This is a genomic window from Gardnerella leopoldii (genome assembly GCF_003293675.1).
Taxonomy (GTDB): domain Bacteria; phylum Actinomycetota; class Actinomycetes; order Actinomycetales; family Bifidobacteriaceae; genus Bifidobacterium; species Bifidobacterium leopoldii.
On sequence record NZ_CP029984.1, the window covers coordinates 1,345,105 to 1,364,092 of the forward strand.

Below are 18,988 nucleotides of genomic sequence, written 5' to 3' on the forward strand. Positions count from 1 at the left end.
ACAATCTATACCGCTTTTTGTCGCGTAATAACTATCATAGTTGCTTTTCTTCAGAGTTGCATCTTTTTTAAATAATGTTATTGATTAAATTTGTGAAGTAAAACCGATATCATAAGCATATGCACAACTTTGATATTAAAAATATTTTAAATAATATAAGACTTCGTTTTAACACAACCACAGCCATTTTAGTATATTCATGCATTTTTATTTGGATATTGGAAATGGTACTAAACTTTGCATATCCAAATTATTATTCGACTCTAATAAGCTATACTGCGTTTCTTCCAATTACTGCGTTACAAACACCTTGGACTTGGTTCACATCAATGTTTGTTCACGCACCAAATTTAACCCATATTTTCTTCAATATGCTATGTCTTTGGTCGCTCGGAGTTGAATTAGAACGATTCTTCGGTAAATGGAAGTTTTTTGGATTGTATTTAATATCCGGCTTTGGCGGAAGCGTAGCTGATATCGTATGGTGCAAACTCACTAATAATTGGTTCGTTGCTTCATACGGTGCTTCGGGAGCTATTATGGGGCTTATAGGTGCACTTCTCGTAGCACAATGGCGACTAGGAGAAAACATGCGAGGAACAATTATTTGGATTGCTATTACTCTCGCTATGCCAATTATTGTACCTAATATCGCTTGGCAATCACACGTTGGAGGCTTAATTTCAGGTACTGCAATTGCAGCATTGCTCGGAGTACAAAATCCGCTACTTAAAAAAGCTTCGTTTAATACGCGTTTCTTAGTATATTTTGTATCACTATTTGCTATTCTCACTGCTTGTGCAATGTTTTGTTTGAAGGCATGATTTATTAAATTACACACGTGTAGTTTTCCACCAATGTGCACAGGATTGTGTATAAGTTGTGCCTAAATTGGTGACAACTATATAAGTTATCCACATAGTTAATCACAAACGTTGATAACTTGCCTTTTGTGAACCTGTGCACAAGTGTATAAGAGTTATCCACAATTTAAGTTTTTTGTGGACTAAACTATCAACTACATAATTTTAAAATTTACTTGCTCTAAAATTTTCTACACCTCCATAAGGAATGAGATTCATGTCTACACTTCAAGTTCCAAAAACAATAGAACCAGCAAACGCTTCTACACTCACTTTTATTAAAGAAAACGCACAATTGTCGCCAAGCAAAGCTGCTCTTAAAGCTCCACGCAACGCGAATATCGACATACCGTTTGCAATTAACCAAATAGCAGGTAGACAGATTGCGCAACAAAAACTGCCAAAATGGGCTTCCTGCAACGAAGTTATATACCCTGCGCATATTTCTATGGAACAGTGTTCTTCTCAATCAACAGCACAATACAAGGCAAATGTTGCAAAAGAATTACTCAACAAATTAAATTCAGAAAATTTTAGTAGCACACTTGTGGATCTTACTGGCGGCTTTGGCGTTGATTGCACAATAATGTCTGAAGTTTTCGATTCTGTTATTTGTATTGAACAGCAAAACGAACTTTCTAGCATTGCACATCACAATATGAATGCACTTGGTATTACAAACGTAAAGTGCTACAACAACAATAGCCTTGATGCACTCAAAAATATTCCTAAGTCAACGGTAATATACGTCGATCCAGCTCGCCGTAACAAACAAGGATCTCGCACATACGCTATTGAAGATTGCATTCCAAACGTATTAGATCTTAAAAATCAGTTGCTCACTAAAGCAGAAATAGTGATTATTAAACTTTCTCCAATGCTTGATTGGCACAAAACAGTTAGTGATTTCAGTGGCAACGTAGAAGCCGTACATATAGTCGCACATAATAACGAGTGCAAGGAACTATTGATAATACTCAGTAACTCTCAGCACACAAAAGTACCAGTATATTGTGCAAACGATGATCAGATAACTGTTATACAAGCAACTTACAATACTTCAACAAATCAGGTGTCAATACAGCCTGAATCAAATGTTTTAAATAATAGAGAAGAAAATAATAAAAAAGATGAAATTTTAGATATAAATAACTGGCCAGAATGGTCGCAATACGTTTATGAGCCAAATGCAGCAATCATGAAAGCTGGTTGTTTTTCAGTGTTAGAAACTCAATACAATATACAACAAATCAGTGCGAATAGTCATGTTTACGTATCGGAAGAATACTACTCAGAATTTCCAGGAAAGACATGGAAAATTGAAAATATATGCAGCATGAATAAACGAGAAATAAAACAAACTTTTGCTGATATTACTCATGCAAATATTGTTACTCGTAACTTTCCAATATCTGTAGAAGCATTGCGCAAAAAATTAAACCTACAAGATGGCGGAAATACAAGAATTATTGCAACAACTGATAACAATAAAAATCACATACTTATTCGAGCAGTAGCAGCAACAAAAAAGTAGCTACGCAACATTTGCATAGCTACTTTTAAAACATATTAAACAGTTTGTTTTACAGACTAACGCCACCACATTGTCATAATGAATCCAGTCATTACTATTACTAATGCAATAACTAAATTCCATGCACCAATTCCAGGAATTGGAAGCACAGGGTTCAAATAATAAACAACAGCCCAAATTAATCCAACGACCATTAATGTGCAGAACAGCGGCACAAACCATGCAGCATTAGCTTTTGTGCCTTTAATGCTTTCTTCGACACGTCGCCTATTTTCAGCTTGTCTCTGCATCATTTGCTGAATCTGTGGAGAAAGCGTTGCTTTATCCGCAGTAGCATTCAACACTGCTTCAACTTCGTCCATAGGAACGCCATAAGTATTCTCATTTGACGTATCGCTCTTCTTTGCAGCGTCGTCAGCTGCAGTCGTGTGCAATTCTTCATCAGCCATAACTGTAACTCTCCAATCAATCGGCTACACGCTATAATAGTGGTTACACTCGAACGCGTGAAGGATGAAGATAAAATATGGCTAAGAGAACTGGGAAACATCGTGCTCAACACTCGCTGTTAAGCAGTTTTGCTGTTGCCGTTGCAGTATTTCTTACCGGCTATTTATTCGTTCTTAATTTGCGCGTAAACCGCTCTGCTTTTGTGACTTCTAATACGAGTCAAATGGTTGAAAGAAATTCGCAGCGCACAAAAAATTTACGAGAAGATATAAAATCTTTAGATTCTAAAATTAATTTACTTAATAAAACGCTCGGCAGCAGCACTAGTGAAGGAAAAGAATCTTCTGATACTGGAAGTAGTACCGTACTTCCAAAACTTGAAGGACCTGGAATTGTTGTAACTCTTAACGACTCTCCTCTATGGAAAGGCGCAGTTAATGGTTCCGGAACATCCGGAAATATTAATGATTACGTAATCCACCAGCAAGATATTGAAGCTGTAGTAAATGCTTTGTGGCGCGGCGGAGCAGAAGCAATAACTATTCAGGATCAGCGAGTATTATTTAACTCCGCAGTTGTTTGTATTGGTAACGTTCTTATGTTGCAAGGTCATCAGTACTCGCCACCGTATAAAATATCTGCTATTGGTCCAATGGATAGCATGGTTGATGCTCTAAACAATTCACCGGCCATACACACCTACAAGGAGTATGTAAGTTCGTTTGGATTAGGATGGAAAGTGGAGAAAAAGAATAATCTGCGATTCCCCGAAGCATCGGCCTTGTTGCAACCATTAAGGTACGCAACAGTTCCTAAAGTGCTAAACAAATAAAATATGTTGCAAAGTCTTCATACATCAATAAAGGAGTAGCACACTATGCAATCTGCTAATATGCAGGAAGGAAAAACGAAGCGTAGCAGCTCGAATTTCTGGTGGCAAGCCGCTGGAATTATTGGCGAACTGTTGATAGCTTTTGCAGTTATTTGCGCATTGTACATTGCATGGCAAATGTGGTGGACTGGAGAGCAGGCTGAGCACACTCAAGTAGAGGCGCGTCAAGCAATATCTTGGCAAAACCCAAAAACTGGCGATAAAACGAAGATTGCTTTACCACAGAATACTGACCCACCTGCTTTAAGCAAACCAAAGTCTGAAGACCTTGTAGCTCGTTTATACATACCACGTTTTGGAAATCAGTGGGAACGAAATGTTGTAGAAGGCATTACGCCAGACATCTTAAGCAAGCGTGGTTTAGGTCATTATCCAACCACACAAATGCCTGGCGCAATAGGTAATTTCGCAGTAGCAGGTCACCGAAATGGTTATGGTCAGCCATTGGGAGATGTAGACTTACTGAAGCCTGGCGACGCAATAGTAGTTCGTACAAAGGATTATTGGTTCGTCTATAAGTACACTTCTTACAAGATTGTTACACCAGATCACGGTGAAGTTATTGATGCAAATCCTGATCATCCTGGTGAGAAACCAACAAAACGTATGCTTACTCTTACAACTTGCGAACCTAAGTATACTGCTGCAACTCATCGCTGGATTAGCTACGCAAAATTCGCTTATTGGGCAAAGATTAGCGATGGCATTCCAAAAGAACTTTCTACTATTGATGAGCAAGGAAAAGTGAAGTTTATTAACAATGAGCAACAATCTCTAGTTTCTCATCTTTCTTCACTAGTGCCAGTTATGGTGGTTGTTTTATTAGTGTATGTGATGATTTTCGCAGCAGGAGCAATCGCTTGGCAATGGCCAGAACTTCGCGCTATTCATTCTGGATTAAAGAAAAAGCCTGATGCAAGCATTTTTGGCGGTCTTTTGCGCATACAACCAGGTATTACAGCGATTCGTTGGATTCTTTCGATTCTGATTTATTTCTTCATTGTATTAGCATTATTCCAGTGGATTTTCCCTTGGGCCGCATCTACAATTCCATTCCTTCAGCAGATGTCTAATTACTCAACAACTGTATGATAACGGGTTAAGTAGTAAGTTTTAAATATTCTTACGATTGCTTTAAAACTTACAAAATAAAAACATTTAAGGCGATTGCGTATGAAGTGCAGTCGCCTTTTGTTTATATTAATAAAATAAAAGCCTATAGAAACACATAAAATAACGCATTGCTATAAAACTATGTCTAAATAAACAAACATATCTTAAACAGCTATTTTTTCGTTTTATCACATACTTTGCAACCTAATATAAGTCTATTTTTGCAGATCTATTTTCACGCATCAATTTTTATAAGTAATATATGGATTTTATTAGAGATACAAACATTAGAGATACAAAAATGCTGCTTGCTCTACTTTTCTTGTAGAACAAGCAGCATATACATTATTTTTACAGACTTAATCTAACACAAATCTAAATCAGTCTGAATCAGACGAAGAACCAAGGCTTGGACGTGTAACTAATGTAATCGCTTTGCCCTTCTCAACCTTGCTTCCTGCTTCCTCAGACATGCTCATGACTATATCGTCATCTTTTGCCATTGAATCAGATACTACTCTCAAACCTTTTGCTTCAAGTATTTTCTTCGCCTGTTTGAAGGTAACAGTACCAAGATCTATACTAGGAACTTCAACTTTCGAAGCACCTTGAGAAACGTACACAGTAATAGAGCTGTGTGGTTTAACAGAGGAACCAGACGACGGATTTAGTCGAGTTACAGAACCTTCAGGCACATTATCTGAATCTTCCTTAACTACATCCGTAGTAAAACCAAAATTCTCTAATTGGCTAACCACAATGTCTTTGCTTTGACCAACAAGACCGTCAGGAATTTTAGTTAAGCCGGATGCAATATATAAAGTAATTAATGTACCCTTATCAGCAAACGAATCTGCGTCAGGATCTGTGCGAGTTACATGATCTTTCTTAATATCTGCACTATCTTCTACTCGAACATTAGCAATCTTAAACCCAGCACGCTCAAGCATTTTACGAGCAGCTTCTTGCGTTTTACCACTTACATCTGGCACGCGAGTTGATTGTGGTCCAACCGAGAACCATACAGTCACCTTGGATCCAGAAGCAACATGCTCACCTCCACGCGGTGATTGCTTAGTAAAAGTTCCCTCAGGTTGAGAAGAATGATCATCTTCACGAATATCTGGAACCAAACCAAGTGCACGCAACTTTTCACGAGCAGCATCCTGCGTTGTTGTCTCCATAAATGTTGGAACTACAACATCTCCAGTAGCACGACTTCGGTTGAGCATAAACAGCACACCCAGAAGAACTAATACTGTTACTAATACTCCAACTATAGATCCGATTACTACTCGTTTACGACGTTGCGCTTGCATTGTTGCTCTTTGTGACGCGCGCGTGCTAGGAGAAAATGCAATATTTGCAGATTCAACTTGACCAGTAATAGGATTAAACGATTGAGTTGCAGCACCATCTGTCATGCCCATAGCCATAGTTGCAGCATTCTGTTCAGCCTGCTTACGCGCCTTCATATTAGCTAAATCAGTCAATGGATTAAACGCTGCTGCAACAGGCACTCCACCGTTCATAAACGCTAGAATGTCATTCTTAAACTCTGATGCTGTGGCATATCTATTTTGTCTATCTTTTGCCATTGCTTTAGCACAAATCTTGTCCCACATAGCAGGCATGCCTGGAACAAGTGTGCTAAGAGGTGTCGCCACTTCCGAAACATGCTGATATGCGATGGCAACAGCTGAATCTCCAATAAAAGGAGGACGTCCAGTTAGCATTTCATACAGCACACACCCTGCAGAATACAAATCAGAGCGCATATCTACTTGTTCACCACGAGCCTGCTCTGGAGACAAATATTGTGCTGTTCCAACAACACCTTGAGACTGTGTCATAGTTGTTGCAGAATCATCAAGAGCTCTAGCTATTCCAAAATCCATGACTTTTACTAAGCCTTGTTCAGAAATCATAATATTTCCAGGCTTAATATCGCGGTGAATAATACCCATTCTGTGCGAATACTCTAAAGCATTGAGCACTCCAAGCATAACTTGTTCAGCGTCTCTCTGACTTAAAGCTCCATTCATTTTTAGAATATCGCGTAATGTTTTACCTTTAATGTATTCCATTACAAGATACGGTAAACGCTCTTCTAAGCCATTTTCTGCTATAACAGATTCTTCTCCAGAATCATAAATATTCACAATATTAGGATTGTTCATCTGCGCAATGGCATGCGCTTCCCTGCGGAATCGCGAAAGGAAAATCTCATCGTTCGCTAAATCGGAACGCATAATTTTCACAGCAACTGTACGACCTAAGCGCTTATCAACAGCAACACGCACTTCTGCCATGCCGCCACGGCCAATAAGCTCCCCTAATTCGTATCGACCATTCGCTAATGAGGTGGGCATTGTGGTATTCATTGCTGCTCCTTGCGATCATTGGTATTAAAAATATTAATAATATTTACTTGGCTTTGCGGCATACTTTTAATACATCTTCGTTGTCGCAAATTTGTAGAAAGTACTCCTGTTGTATTGTTGAAGGCTGTTTCTTGATCTAACAGTCTGCGCTCAATACGAGATAATACTTTCGACACGACTAATGCATCTTTTGGACGATCTTTTGGATTCTTTGCAAGCATAGACATAATAAACTGTTGCAATTGCAAATCAACATTTTCTGGCAAAGGTGGCACAGGATCATTAACATGTGCAGCAGCAATATCTACCGGCGTTGCTCCAGTAAATGGACGATGTCCACACAAGCCTTCATATGCCACAACACCTAACGAATAAATATCAGATTGTGCAGTAGCTTGCTCACCTTGCGCTTGTTCTGGAGAAATATATTGAGCTGTTCCAACTACCATGCCATCTTGAGTGATTTGTTCTTGGTCGCTGGAATATGACACGCCAAAATCTGTGATTTTCACATTGCCAGTATCAGAAACCATAATATTTGCAGGTTTTACATCGCGATGAATTACACCATGAGAATGAGCTACAAAAAGCCCTCGAGCTGTTTGAATAAGAATAGGAAGTAACTTAGTAGGATCAATTATTTTTTCTTTATGATACAAATCTGCCAATGATTTACTTGGCACATATTCCATAATTAAGAATCCAATACCATCATGCTCATAATAATCAAATAATGCTGCAATATTAGGATGCGCTAAATTGGCAGAATTATGCGCTTCAGCACGAAGACGACGTAATTTTGCTTCAACGTTTACGGTATCTGTGCGTAACGCCTTAATGGCAACAATTCGCCCAAGTTGAATATCAAAGCCTTTCCAAACTTCTCCCATACCGCCTTGAGCAAGGCGGCGATCAAGTCTATAACGATGATGAACTAACTGTCCTTCAACGAGTTTCATTGTTTAAGCGCCTCCTCCATCACTTGTCGCATAATAGGTCCTGCCGCGTAACTACCAAATGTACTTGTGTTATGTACTATAACTGCTATAGCTATTCTAGGATTTTCAGCAGGAGCAAATCCAATAATCCAACCATTAGCAGCTTGATTATACATTCCAATCTGTGCAGTACCTGTTTTAGCAGCAACATGAATATTAGGTAAAGCAAGATTAGGATTTTCTTTTGTAACAACAGCCTGCATCATAGAAGTTAATTTAGATGCACTGTCACTACTCATTACTTGGTTCATAACGGTTGGTCTAGTTTGTGACAATACTGACAAATCACTAGATCTTACACAATCAACAAGAGTAGGCTTCATCAATGTTCCATTATTTGCAATAGCTGCCGCAATCATAGCATTTTGCAAAGGTGTAACCTTAGCATCACCTTGACCTATTGATTCCAGAGCTAGTCTATCTGGAGTTGGCTTAATAGAAAAAGTAGATTTCACGGATCGCATTGGGAATCCAGTAGAATCAGAACCATCAATAGACAGCGAATCGAAGAATCCAAACTTTCTTGCTTGCTTTACAATTACGTCAGATCCTAAAGAATTACCCAATTGAGCAAAAGCAGTATTAGACGAATATGCTAAAGCATCCTCAAAAGATATTTTTCCATCAACGCCATTCGCTTGGTAAGTGACATTTGTAAGAGACGTCTTGGTTCCAGGCAAAACATAGCTCGCACCAGCAGGTATTTTCGTATCAGGCTTGTATTTTCCAGATTCTAATGCTGCTGCTGCAACAACAGTTTTGAACGTAGAGCCAGGAGCATAAAGCTCAGAAACAGCACGATTCAGCATAGGATTTGACACATCTGATGTTATTCTCTCATACGATTTATTTACTTCATTAATATTGTGAAGAGCAAGATCATTCGGATCATAACTTGGAGTGCTTACCATGGCGCGAATTCTTCCGGTTTTTGGCTCAATTGCAACTAAAGCTGCGTCTTTGCCTTTAAGAAGATTGTAAGCAAGATTTTGCAAGCGTGAATCAATTGACGTCTCTATAGAAGCTCCGCGATTAGTTGCTCCAGTAAATAATGAACGGAATTTTTGCCAGAACAGAGCGTCTGATTCTCCACTTAATAAGCTATTGCGAGAAGCTTCAATTCCTCTATCTGCACGCTGGCTAATAGAAAAATATCCAGTAACTGGAGCATATACTAATCCGTTAGAATACTGACGTTGATACACAAAAGCATCTTTAGATGGTTCAGATTTCGCTATAACTGTGCCATCTGATGTAAGTATTGCTCCACGTGGAGCACCAAACTCATGGTATAAAGCTCTGCGATTTCGAGGATCAGAATTTAGAGCATTCGCTTTAATAGAAGTAATAATTGTACTTGAAATACCAAGTATTACAAAAAGTACCAATACTGCAGTAAAAAGTTCTCTAAGACTTTTATTCATTGTTATCACCTCTCTCTGAAGAGGAAATAACAGCAGAAGCATCTATATTATTTTCATAATCTGTATTGTTATATTCGCTATTATTTGTATTCGTATTAGCTCGCTCTCGCAATTCACGCTCGCGCAACGCTGCTAAGGCAGCGTATTGGAAAGTATCTGAAACAGGAGCAGATTCAGGTTTATTTGCAGCGTGAGAAATAACAATAAGCAAAGATGCAAGCAAATAATTTGCCACTAAAGAAGAGCCTCCAGCTGCCATATACGGCAAAGTTAAACCGGTTAATGGAATAACCAAAGTAATTCCACCAACAACAGTAAACACTTGGAAAGCCATAGTAAAAACAAGCCCTGAAGCTAATAATTTTCCAAAGCCATCTTTAATTTTCATTGCAGTAATCATTCCAGATGCAATAATAATTAAATACAAAACCAATACGGCTAGAAGCCCAGTAAGACCAAGCTCTTCACCAACAGAAGCATAAATAAAATCAGAATTAGCTAGCGGTGTTATAGAAGGATGACCTTGTCCTAAACCTGTTCCGGTTGTTCCTCCAGCAGCCAAACCAAACAATCCAGATACAATTTGCGCTGAGCCACCAGGGAAACGATTATAGACCGCATTATCAAATGGATGAAGCCACGAATCCACACGATATTGCACATGTGCGAATAACTTTACTGCCATCAAGCATCCAGCTACAAAAGCAATACCTCCAACAGCAATCCACCCTCTGCGACCTGTTGCAACATACAACATTGACACAAACATTGCGAAGAACATCAATGACGTTCCAAGATCATGCTGAATAACGAGCACGCCCATTGATGCGGCCCATACTAAAGCAATAGGTCCCATGTCTTGTAAGCGAGGAAGGTGAATTCCCAAAACTTTATTTCCACCTACAGCAAGTCGATCACGATGATTAAACAGATACGCTGCAAAGAAGAACGACAGGAAAAGCTTAGCAAACTCTCCTGGCTGCACTGTGTGATCACCAAAACCTATCCAAATTCTTGCTCCACCAATTTCTTTACCTAATCCAGGAACCATAGGTGAAAGCAAAAGAATCAAGCCTATGACCATATTCACATAAGAAAAACGCCTTAAAATGCGATAATCATTCAAAAGAATAACGAAAATAATTGATAATACCAGTGCCGCACAAATCCACACCATTTGTTTTATTGCAACATTTGTATTATTTTGCCTATCAATTCTAGCTATAAGAACTGTTCCAATTGCAGTTAAAAGCATAATACAAGGTAAAATAGCTTGACTTGCATATGGCTGTTTAACAAGAAGAACACCCCAAAATACGAAAAACAGTGCCATAACGAGAATCAACATTGCTGCATAATTAGCAGAAATATAACCGTCAATACGGAAAAACATCTGTAAAAATGCCATGCCAGAAAGCAACGTTGCAAAAAGCAACAATGCTATCTGTCTGATACGCGTAGCAATCATATTCATGAGGTTTTACCCCCCTGCTTCGCATTATCTTTATTTTTATTTATTTTATTTTCTAATTTCTTTTGATTCTGTTCATTAAGTTTTTCTTGTTCTCGTGCACGCATTTCTCGACGAATTAACGAAGCATGACCACGAGCCTCAACTAAGCTGCCAAAACTAATGCCTTCTTTTAATTGATCCTGCCAAGATCTATCTAGTTTATTAACAGGGATGTCAGTAGATTCCACTTCATGAGATAATGCAATACCGAAAATATTTGTTGGCACTCCTTGGTAGATAACAACTTTGTTACTGTCTTTTCCAATATAATATTGCGTTTGAGTCCACGCATATACTCCGTAGCCTACTCCAGAAATAACAAATAATACTAACAATATTCCCAAAGATATGCCTATGCGAGTCCACCTGCGCCTCAATGAATGAGCACGATGTGCCTCATCCTGCTCATGTTTGACAGCACGAGCAACATCTGGATCATGAGGATCCGTTGAAACTTTACCATTCTTTTTTTTGACTATAGGAATCTCATTAGTGTCAGGTGTATGTAATTCTCCAACTTCTTCACGAATGTGTGAAGGTTGCACAATTCTTGTAATAGATATTGTTCCTTCATCTGGATTTTTAGAATTATCATCATCTTGAGCTAGCGCGGCTGCTCGTTGAGCTGGTGAATTCTTATCTTCGCGCAATGCCGGTGCTGAAGCTACTGCTTTATTTACGATATCTGCAATTGACTCGAGATCCTTACTTGCAGCTCCTCCAATAAGTGGAGTTTGATGCGGAAGATCAAATGCATCAGCATCAAGTGCAAGCGTTGCATCTGCAATAACGGCTGTAACATTATCTGTACTACCAGCACGAAGTGCCATAGATACTAATTTTTGAGCGCATTCTTCTTGATTAGAAATACTACTCATCACATCTTGAATAGTTGAATCTTCAAGAACTCCACACAATCCATCAGAGCAAAGAAGCCAACGGTCAGAAGGATGAGCTGAACGCAAAGCAATATCAGGACGAGGATCTATATCAAAATCACCTAATACTCGCATAACAACATTCCGTTGAGGATGATTTCGCGCTTCTTCAGGCGTAATATGACCTGTATCAATCAAATGCTGAACATAACTATGATCAGTAGTCATGCGCATAAGATGATTATCTCTTAGTAGATACGCTCTAGAATCACCTAAATGAGCCAGAACCCAGTATCCTCTTACAAGAGTTACTGCAGTCACTGTCGTTCCCATTCCAGCAAGACGGCGCTCACGCTTAGCTTTACCAACAATCGCATCATGAGCAGCCATAATCGATGTTTCCATCATTGAAGAAACAGTTTTAACATCATGCGGTCTTGAATCTTGTTCAATATGTGCAAGAGAACGAATCGCTATAGTAGAAGCTGTATCTCCTCCAGCATGACCACCCATTCCGTCGCAAATTGCAGCTAAATGTTCACCAGCAAATGCAGAATCTTGATTATTACTACGAACAGTTCCAACATCACTGACAGCCGTAGCATACATAAAAAGTATTTTTTCTACAGAATTTGCGCGATTTTCTTTAATATCATTTTTATCTGTTATAGATGATATTTTTTCTATTTGCCCAGTAACTGCGGTCTGAATTTCTTCTTCGTTATTTGAATTGATTTGTTTCATTTGTTACCTCAATTCAAACATTGTTGCGCCGATTCGCACAGAAGTACGCGGAGCTAATATAACAGGCTCAGTAACACGATTATGACCAATCATGGTTCCATTTGTGCTGCCTAAATCTTCAAGAACCCAAGAATTAACTGATTGATTAAAATAAACACGAGCATGGTGTGAAGATACAAATTCATCGTTTAAGACGACCGTATTAGAAGCAGCACGACCAAGAGTCACACCAGCAGCGTTCAATGGGAATGAAGATCCTGCCAAAGGTCCATCAATAACAACTAACAAAGTTGGAGAACCGGATGTATTTTCTTGATTTTCTGCTTTGGTAAATACTGGCGTCTCACGCACTTGCATGACTTGTGAAAACTTTGCTTCACGAGAATTACGACGAGAACTTTTCTTCCAAAAACGAGATTTTTTAGGACTAAATACTTCAATATCGCAGCGAAGCGAACGGATAGCGCACCATACAAAAATCCAGAGTAAGACTAGAAAGCCATACTTAAGTATTGCAAACGTTAATTCAGTGAACATCATGCGCGTTATCGTCTCCTAGCTCGGAAATACTTACTACTCCTGGTCTTGAGACGATGCCCAATAAAGAATACGCGTACGACCAATAGTAATAGTGTTGCCATCAACCAATGTTGCTGCAGGAACCTGATGACCTTCTACATATGTACCATTAGTAGATCCAAGATCACGAGCAATAACACCGTCAGGAGTTATATCAATACCAAGATGATGACGAGAAATACCTGGATCATCTATTACAATATCGCAACCAGACCCACGTCCTAAAATAGTACGATCCTTTGTAAGCAGGTACTGGTTACCATTAATTTCAAGCATAGGATGATTCTGTTGCTGATCGTCTGTGGTAACAGGAACAGCATTACCCTGAACAGATTCAGATGTCAAATGGAAATTACCTTTAGTTAATTCCAAATCCTCTTCAAAAATAACAACTACAGGTCCTACGAAAGCATAATGCTGACTCTTAGCATATTGAGTAAGATTATCTGCAAGCTCATTAGCTAATGCCTCACTGCCCCATTGTTCAATATGATCAAAATCAGGCGTACTCAGCTTAAAACGATACTCATTTGGAGCAACTGTGTGATCTCTGCCAATAGGCATGGCTTCAGCGTCAATTTCACGTTCCAAAGCACTCGAAAAATCGACTGGCTGCAAATCTTTGGAGCCGAATTTTGCGAAGACGCCGTTCATTGCACCTTCCACGCTCTTCTCAAATCGGTCAAACACGCTCATGGTAAACCCTTTCTATCTGTTCATCATAGTACTCGTCACCGGGTACGGTGTTCAACTACCACACGCTTTTCTTCTAATATATTTTCTTTTTTATACATATTATTTCGTACTCTCCAACGTGCATTTACATCATTGTGCGTGTAATCTTAACAAGTATGATGCAGAAAAATAACAGTAATCACAGCGGATTATCGGTTTTCACTAGAAATTCCGCTACTATTTTTACACTATTACTCGCAGTTGTTATTCCGTGCTTAGGAAAAGCACTACTAGTTACGAGTAAAGAGCGTACTTATGAATCATCCATAGTCTCCTGGTTCCACAAGAGTGTTCCCTCTGTAATTCTCAGTATTTCAAAAATATTAGCTTTAGTTTTTTCAACTAAGGGTTGCATAGCAATACTTGTTTTATTAGCAGCGCTTTCATTATTTATAAATAAAAATTGGAAGATGACAATAATTCAACTTTTAATTTCGCTTCTTCCTATGATTTACATTTTTGCAGTTAAATTTGCTGTAAATCGTCCGCGTCCGTACATTGGTTTGAATATTAAATTACCACCTGATCCAAGTTTCCCAAGTGGTCATACTTCAGCAGCTGTAGCAGTTTGCGTTATGGCAATGTTAATTCTTTACATTAATAAACCATCGTCAGTTCAATTTGGATTACTTTTTAGCGCAATTCTTGTTGTTATAGTTGCTGTTTCACGTATTATTGTCGCTGCTCATTTCCCTACGGATGTATTAGCTGCAGCAATTATATATCCACTACTTTCTGTTACAATTTTGCGCTCGTTCCAGCGACATAATTTATATATTGACAACAGAAATGATGACAAATCTACTTACGAAGAACAAGTACTAGATTCTAACTCACAATCTAATATTCAATAATGTATAAAGGGAAGAAAATACTAATGATAAAAGGATTTAAAAAATTTATTTTACGAGGCAGCGTAATCGATATGGCTGTCGGTGTTGTTATGGGTAGTGCAGTAACTGCAGTAGTAACAACGATAGTTAATTATATTATTAATCCTCTTATCGCAATGATTTGCGGAAAGCCAGAACTTAATGGCGTTCTAACTATTAGTATGAATGGTGCAACAATTTCTTTTGGCGCAGTAATTGGAGCATTATTGAATTTCCTTATTGTTGCTACAGCAGTTTATTTCTGCATTGTTTTACCTATTAATAAATTACGTGAAATTGGTGCAGATTTGTTGCAAATTGAACATGAAAAAACTGAAGAAGAAAAAAGAAAAGAGCGCGAAGAAAAAACTATTCAACTGTTACAAGATATTCGTGACGAACTAGTAAAACGCTAATTTCTTATTTTTCTTATAAAAAATTCCCACTGCTTCGTAGTAAACAGTGGGAATTTTATTATCCAAAACTAAATTATTCACACTATCAGTCGTCACCTAAAGTAATGTGAATTCCTCCAACTAATGAACCAACAACGTTATATAGAAGGGCAATTATTGCAGATAATACGGTTATTATAATTATTTCTACAATTGAAAAAATAGTTACAGCACTTAATACTGTTGGAAGTGAGAACACATCTGCAAGATTAAAACCGTTACTATCCAAACCAGTAGAAGAAACAATCTGCGTTACTTGATCAAATACACCAATCATATTCAAGAACAACCACACTAAACCTGCAGCAATAACTTGAATAATTCCTCCTGCAACACTTAGAAGGAATGTTACTTTTGCTACAGACCATGCATCTACTCTTACTAAAGAAAGACTCATACGACGAGCACGCGGAACACGTCCTGATTTTGTTGCGTTTGTTTTATTGGAAATAGATGAAGCAACGCCACCAATTGTACGACGATACGTATTGGAACTACCACTAACACGTCCAGAAGATGATGAATTTTTAACAATATTTCCTAAAGAAGAATTACCAGATACTTCATCAAAATTATTTTCTTCACTTGAATAATTAGCTTCCTTAGAAGGAACCATTTTTTCTGCAGATAATTCTGTGTCATTAGACAAAAATCTTGCAGATTCCTCATTCATATTCATCGGATTTTGCGATGGCTCAAAATTTTCGCTCATCTCAGTGTTCCTTCTCTTATTAATTTGCTTATAATCAGTGCCATTATACCAATGAGAGTACCAATAAAAACAGACTAGAACAGTTTTTATTAGTACTCTCAAATTTTTAAGAAATAATATTATTAATATTATTCCGTATAAGAAGTTTCTTAAGCTTCCTCATTTTCTGAAGTAGCTTCTTTTTCTTCTAATTGATTTTCTTCGTCATCCGTTTCTTCATTACGGGCAATAGAAATAATTTCATCGCCTTTATCCGGCTTAGCTAAGGTTACGCCTTGAGTTGTTCTACCAGTACGCTTCACTTCGTTAACGTCAGAACGAATTACCTTACCGGACTTCATAATTGCCATTACTTGATCTGTTTCTTCAACAATCAAAGCTCCAACTAATGAACCACGACCCTCTGCAAGTTGAACAGCTTTAACACCGTAGCCGTTTCTTCCTTGCAAACGATACTCTTCAATAGCAGTTCGCTTAGCAAAACCTTCATTAGTAACAACAAGAAGATCTTTACTAGTTTCTGCTGCAACAACGTCCATATCAAGTAATTCGTCACCTTCACGGAATCTCATACCCTGAACGCCGGCAGTCTGACGACCCATTGGTCGAAGTTGTTCATCATCTGCTCTAAACTTCAAACTCATTCCAAGCTTAGAAACAAGAATAATGTCGTCTTCTGAATTACACAAAGCTGCACCAATAAGCTCATCAACAGGTTCACCTGTTTCTTCATTTGCCATCAAACGTACAGCAATCAAACCGCCTTGACGTGGAGAATCATACTCTTGCAATGCAGTTTTCTTAACTTTTCCAGAACGAGTTGCCAATACCAAGTATTTAGCGACATCATAATTTGGAATTGATAACACTGCTTGAATTGTTTCTCCAGGAGCAAATTGCAACAAATTAGCAACATGCTGACCTTTAGAATCGCGAGATCCTTCTGGAAGTTCGTAGGCTTTCAGACGATAAACTCGACCACGATTAGTAAAGAAGAGCAACCAATTGTGTGTAGAAGTTAAGAAGAAGTGATCAACTACATCATCTTCACGAAGCTTTGCACCCTTAATACCTTTACCACCGCGGTGTTGAGCACGATACTCGTCTGCCTTAGTACGCTTAATATAACCTGCGCGAGTTACTGTTACAACAACGTTTTCTTCAGCAATAAGATCTTCAACATTCATTTCACCAGAGAATGGAAGAATCTTAGTTCTGCGATCATCACCATATTTTGCAACAATTTCATCCAGTTCATCGCCAACAATTTTGCGCTGACGTTCTGGGCTTGCCAAAATATCGTTGTAATCAGCAATTTTAATCATCAAATCTTCATGCTCGTCGAGAATCTTCTGACGTTCCAAAGCTGCAAGTCTACGAAGTTGCATTGCAAGAATAGCATCCGCTTGAACTTCATCAACATCAAGCAAATTCATTAAACCAGTACGAGCAGTTTCAACATCTTTAGATGAACGAATTAAAGCCACAACTTCATCAATCATATCCAAAGCTTTCAAATAGCCTTGCAAAATATGATCTCGCTCTTCAGCTTCACGCTTTAAGTAACGTGTACGCCTATCAATTACTTCAAGCTGATGGGTTACCCAATGACGAATAAACGCATCCAAGCTCAAAGTTCTAGGAACACCATCAACCAAAGCAAGCATATTTGCGCCGAAAGTTTGCTGCAATTGCGAATGCTTATACAAGTTATTTAAAACAACTTTTGGAACAGCATCGCGCTTAAGAACAAGAACCAAACGCTGACCAGTACGACCAGACGTTTCGTCGCGCATATCTGCAATACCTTGAATTTTGCCATCTCGTACAGCTTCACGAATAGAAGCAGCTAAGCGATCAGGATTAACTTGGTATGGAAGCTCGGTAACAACCAAGCACATACGTCCCTTAATTTCCTCAGTATTAACTACTGCTCGCATCGTAATTAAGCCACGACCTGTACGATAGGCTTGCTCAATTCCCTTATGACCTAAGATTGTTGCTCCAGTAGGGAAATCAGGTCCTTTAATTCGCTGAATTAAAGCTTCAAGAAGTTCTTCCTTGCTTGCATCAGGATGATTCAACGCCCAGTGCACACCATCAGCCACTTCACGCATATTATGAGGTGGAATATTGGTTGCCATACCAACAGCAATACCAGCAGAACCATTAACTAAAAGATTCGGGAAACGAGCTGGCAAAACCGTAGGCTCTTGAGTTTTACCATCATAATTTGGCAGGAAATCAACGGTGTCTTTATCGATATCTCGTACCATTTCCATAGCCAACGGTGCCATACGGCATTCCGTATAACGCATTGCTGCTGCAGGATCATCACCAGGAGAACCAAAGTTTCCTTGACCATCAACAAGCATATAGCGCATTGACCAAGACTGAGCCATACGCACTAAAGTGTCATAGATAGCAGAATCACCATGAGGGTGATACTTACCCATAACATCACCGACAACGCGAGAACACTTGTTATATCCGCGATCAGGCCTGTATCCTCCATCATACATTGCATAAATAACACGACGGTGAACAGGCTTTAAACCATCACGAACATCTGGTAAAGCACGCTCAACAATAACAGATAATGCGTAAGCTAAATAAGATTCGCGCATTTCCTGCTGCAAATCCATGTTCTTTACGCGAGCACCCTTCATTAAGCCATAATCAGTATTATCTGCTTCCTGAGGGCTCTGTGGTTCCATAGAACCATCTGGAAGCTGATCTCGCTCAGCATCATCACGAGCGGAATTTATTTCGTCTACCACTTCAATTCCTTCTTAATCTTATAAAAATTAAAGTTTTTTCTTTTTATCTTTTCGAATAAATT

General features: G+C 38.6%; 16 protein-coding genes. 6 read left to right on the forward strand and 10 right to left on the reverse strand.

Features of this window, described 5'->3' with window-relative positions:
- The first annotated feature begins 119 nt into the window (after positions 1-119).
- Positions 120-824 (forward strand): rhomboid family intramembrane serine protease, encoded by a 705-nt coding sequence (locus DOD25_RS05395; protein ID WP_004106124.1) that lies wholly within the window; start codon positions 120-122, stop codon positions 822-824.
- A 256-nt stretch (positions 825-1,080) separates the two neighbouring features.
- Entirely contained in the window at positions 1,081-2,397 is a 1,317-nt protein-coding gene (locus tag DOD25_RS05400; protein ID WP_101885815.1) for a THUMP-like domain-containing protein, read from the forward strand.
- A gap of 56 nt (positions 2,398-2,453) precedes the next feature.
- Here DOD25_RS05400 and crgA read toward each other — a convergent pair whose 3' ends face one another.
- Entirely contained in the window at positions 2,454-2,846 is a 393-nt protein-coding gene (crgA, locus tag DOD25_RS05405; protein ID WP_004106118.1) for a cell division protein CrgA, read from the reverse strand.
- A 77-nt stretch (positions 2,847-2,923) separates the two neighbouring features.
- Here crgA and DOD25_RS05410 point away from each other — a divergent pair, with 77 nt between their 5' ends.
- Positions 2,924-3,679, forward strand: a complete 756-nt coding sequence (locus DOD25_RS05410) for a DUF881 domain-containing protein (protein WP_004106116.1) — start codon at positions 2,924-2,926, stop codon at positions 3,677-3,679.
- A gap of 45 nt (positions 3,680-3,724) precedes the next feature.
- Positions 3,725-4,831, forward strand: coding sequence for a class E sortase (locus DOD25_RS05415; RefSeq protein WP_004106114.1), 1,107 nt, complete (start codon positions 3,725-3,727; stop codon positions 4,829-4,831).
- Positions 4,832-5,232: 401 nt separating this feature from the next.
- Here the strand turns inward: DOD25_RS05415 and pknB are convergent, their stop codons facing one another.
- Genes pknB through DOD25_RS05450 form a run of 7 tightly spaced genes read right to left on the reverse strand, consistent with a single transcriptional unit; the run spans position 5,233 to position 14,068 of the window.
- Positions 5,233-7,236, reverse strand: a complete 2,004-nt coding sequence (gene pknB / locus DOD25_RS05420) for a Stk1 family PASTA domain-containing Ser/Thr kinase (RefSeq protein WP_004106112.1) — start codon at positions 7,234-7,236, stop codon at positions 5,233-5,235.
- Positions 7,233-8,195 (reverse strand): serine/threonine-protein kinase, encoded by a 963-nt coding sequence (locus DOD25_RS05425; protein WP_112928832.1) that lies wholly within the window; start codon positions 8,193-8,195, stop codon positions 7,233-7,235. Before DOD25_RS05425 ends, pknB begins: the two co-directional genes overlap by 4 nt.
- Entirely contained in the window at positions 8,192-9,658 is a 1,467-nt protein-coding gene (locus DOD25_RS05430; RefSeq protein WP_112928833.1) for a peptidoglycan D,D-transpeptidase FtsI family protein, read from the reverse strand. Before DOD25_RS05430 ends, DOD25_RS05425 begins: the two co-directional genes overlap by 4 nt.
- Complete coding sequence (locus DOD25_RS05435; RefSeq protein ID WP_004106107.1) at positions 9,651-11,132, reverse strand: FtsW/RodA/SpoVE family cell cycle protein; 1,482 nt, start codon at positions 11,130-11,132, stop codon at positions 9,651-9,653. Before DOD25_RS05435 ends, DOD25_RS05430 begins: the two co-directional genes overlap by 8 nt.
- Positions 11,129-12,793 (reverse strand): PP2C family protein-serine/threonine phosphatase, encoded by a 1,665-nt coding sequence (locus DOD25_RS05440; protein WP_101885817.1) that lies wholly within the window; start codon positions 12,791-12,793, stop codon positions 11,129-11,131. The genes DOD25_RS05435 and DOD25_RS05440 overlap by 4 nt, the downstream gene beginning before the upstream one ends.
- A gap of 3 nt (positions 12,794-12,796) precedes the next feature.
- Positions 12,797-13,333 (reverse strand): FHA domain-containing protein FhaB/FipA, encoded by a 537-nt coding sequence (locus DOD25_RS05445; RefSeq protein ID WP_004119723.1) that lies wholly within the window; start codon positions 13,331-13,333, stop codon positions 12,797-12,799.
- A 33-nt stretch (positions 13,334-13,366) separates the two neighbouring features.
- On the reverse strand, positions 13,367-14,068 hold the full coding sequence (locus tag DOD25_RS05450) for an FhaA domain-containing protein (protein WP_004119721.1): 702 nt from the start codon (positions 14,066-14,068) through the stop codon (positions 13,367-13,369).
- A gap of 155 nt (positions 14,069-14,223) precedes the next feature.
- Here DOD25_RS05450 and DOD25_RS05455 point away from each other — a divergent pair, with 155 nt between their 5' ends.
- Both DOD25_RS05455 and mscL read left to right on the forward strand, forming a co-directional pair.
- Positions 14,224-14,961 (forward strand): phosphatase PAP2 family protein, encoded by a 738-nt coding sequence (locus DOD25_RS05455; protein ID WP_004106098.1) that lies wholly within the window; start codon positions 14,224-14,226, stop codon positions 14,959-14,961.
- 23 nt (positions 14,962-14,984) lie between these two features.
- Positions 14,985-15,395 (forward strand): large conductance mechanosensitive channel protein MscL, encoded by a 411-nt coding sequence (mscL, locus tag DOD25_RS05460; RefSeq protein ID WP_004106097.1) that lies wholly within the window; start codon positions 14,985-14,987, stop codon positions 15,393-15,395.
- An 85-nt stretch (positions 15,396-15,480) separates the two neighbouring features.
- Here mscL and DOD25_RS05465 read toward each other — a convergent pair whose 3' ends face one another.
- Together DOD25_RS05465 and gyrA are read right to left on the reverse strand one after the other, a co-directional pair.
- Complete coding sequence (locus tag DOD25_RS05465; RefSeq protein WP_407645754.1) at positions 15,481-16,050, reverse strand: DUF3566 domain-containing protein; 570 nt, start codon at positions 16,048-16,050, stop codon at positions 15,481-15,483.
- Positions 16,051-16,295: 245 nt separating this feature from the next.
- Positions 16,296-18,926: a DNA gyrase subunit A gene (gyrA, locus tag DOD25_RS05470; protein WP_112928834.1), complete on the reverse strand. Its 2,631-nt coding sequence runs from the start codon at positions 18,924-18,926 to the stop codon at positions 16,296-16,298.
- Positions 18,927-18,988: the final 62 nt, after the last annotated feature.

What these genes read in the sequence shown, in the direction of transcription:
- DOD25_RS05395 (WP_004106124.1), top strand. Translation starts at nt 120, where the DNA reads ATGCACAACTTTGATATTAAAAATATTTTAAATAATATAAGACTTCGT.
- DOD25_RS05400 (WP_101885815.1), top strand. Translation starts at nt 1,081, where the DNA reads ATGTCTACACTTCAAGTTCCAAAAACAATAGAACCAGCAAACGCTTCT.
- crgA (WP_004106118.1), bottom strand. Translation starts at nt 2,846, where the DNA reads ATGGCTGATGAAGAATTGCACACGACTGCAGCTGACGACGCTGCAAAG.
- DOD25_RS05410 (WP_004106116.1), top strand. Translation starts at nt 2,924, where the DNA reads ATGGCTAAGAGAACTGGGAAACATCGTGCTCAACACTCGCTGTTAAGC.
- DOD25_RS05415 (WP_004106114.1), top strand. Translation starts at nt 3,725, where the DNA reads ATGCAATCTGCTAATATGCAGGAAGGAAAAACGAAGCGTAGCAGCTCG.
- pknB (WP_004106112.1), bottom strand. Translation starts at nt 7,236, where the DNA reads ATGAATACCACAATGCCCACCTCATTAGCGAATGGTCGATACGAATTA.
- DOD25_RS05425 (WP_112928832.1), bottom strand. Translation starts at nt 8,195, where the DNA reads ATGAAACTCGTTGAAGGACAGTTAGTTCATCATCGTTATAGACTTGAT.
- DOD25_RS05430 (WP_112928833.1), bottom strand. Translation starts at nt 9,658, where the DNA reads ATGAATAAAAGTCTTAGAGAACTTTTTACTGCAGTATTGGTACTTTTT.
- DOD25_RS05435 (WP_004106107.1), bottom strand. Translation starts at nt 11,132, where the DNA reads ATGAATATGATTGCTACGCGTATCAGACAGATAGCATTGTTGCTTTTT.
- DOD25_RS05440 (WP_101885817.1), bottom strand. Translation starts at nt 12,793, where the DNA reads ATGAAACAAATCAATTCAAATAACGAAGAAGAAATTCAGACCGCAGTT.
- DOD25_RS05445 (WP_004119723.1), bottom strand. Translation starts at nt 13,333, where the DNA reads ATGATGTTCACTGAATTAACGTTTGCAATACTTAAGTATGGCTTTCTA.
- DOD25_RS05450 (WP_004119721.1), bottom strand. Translation starts at nt 14,068, where the DNA reads ATGAGCGTGTTTGACCGATTTGAGAAGAGCGTGGAAGGTGCAATGAAC.
- DOD25_RS05455 (WP_004106098.1), top strand. Translation starts at nt 14,224, where the DNA reads ATGATGCAGAAAAATAACAGTAATCACAGCGGATTATCGGTTTTCACT.
- mscL (WP_004106097.1), top strand. Translation starts at nt 14,985, where the DNA reads ATGATAAAAGGATTTAAAAAATTTATTTTACGAGGCAGCGTAATCGAT.
- DOD25_RS05465 (WP_407645754.1), bottom strand. Translation starts at nt 16,050, where the DNA reads ATGGTTCCTTCTAAGGAAGCTAATTATTCAAGTGAAGAAAATAATTTT.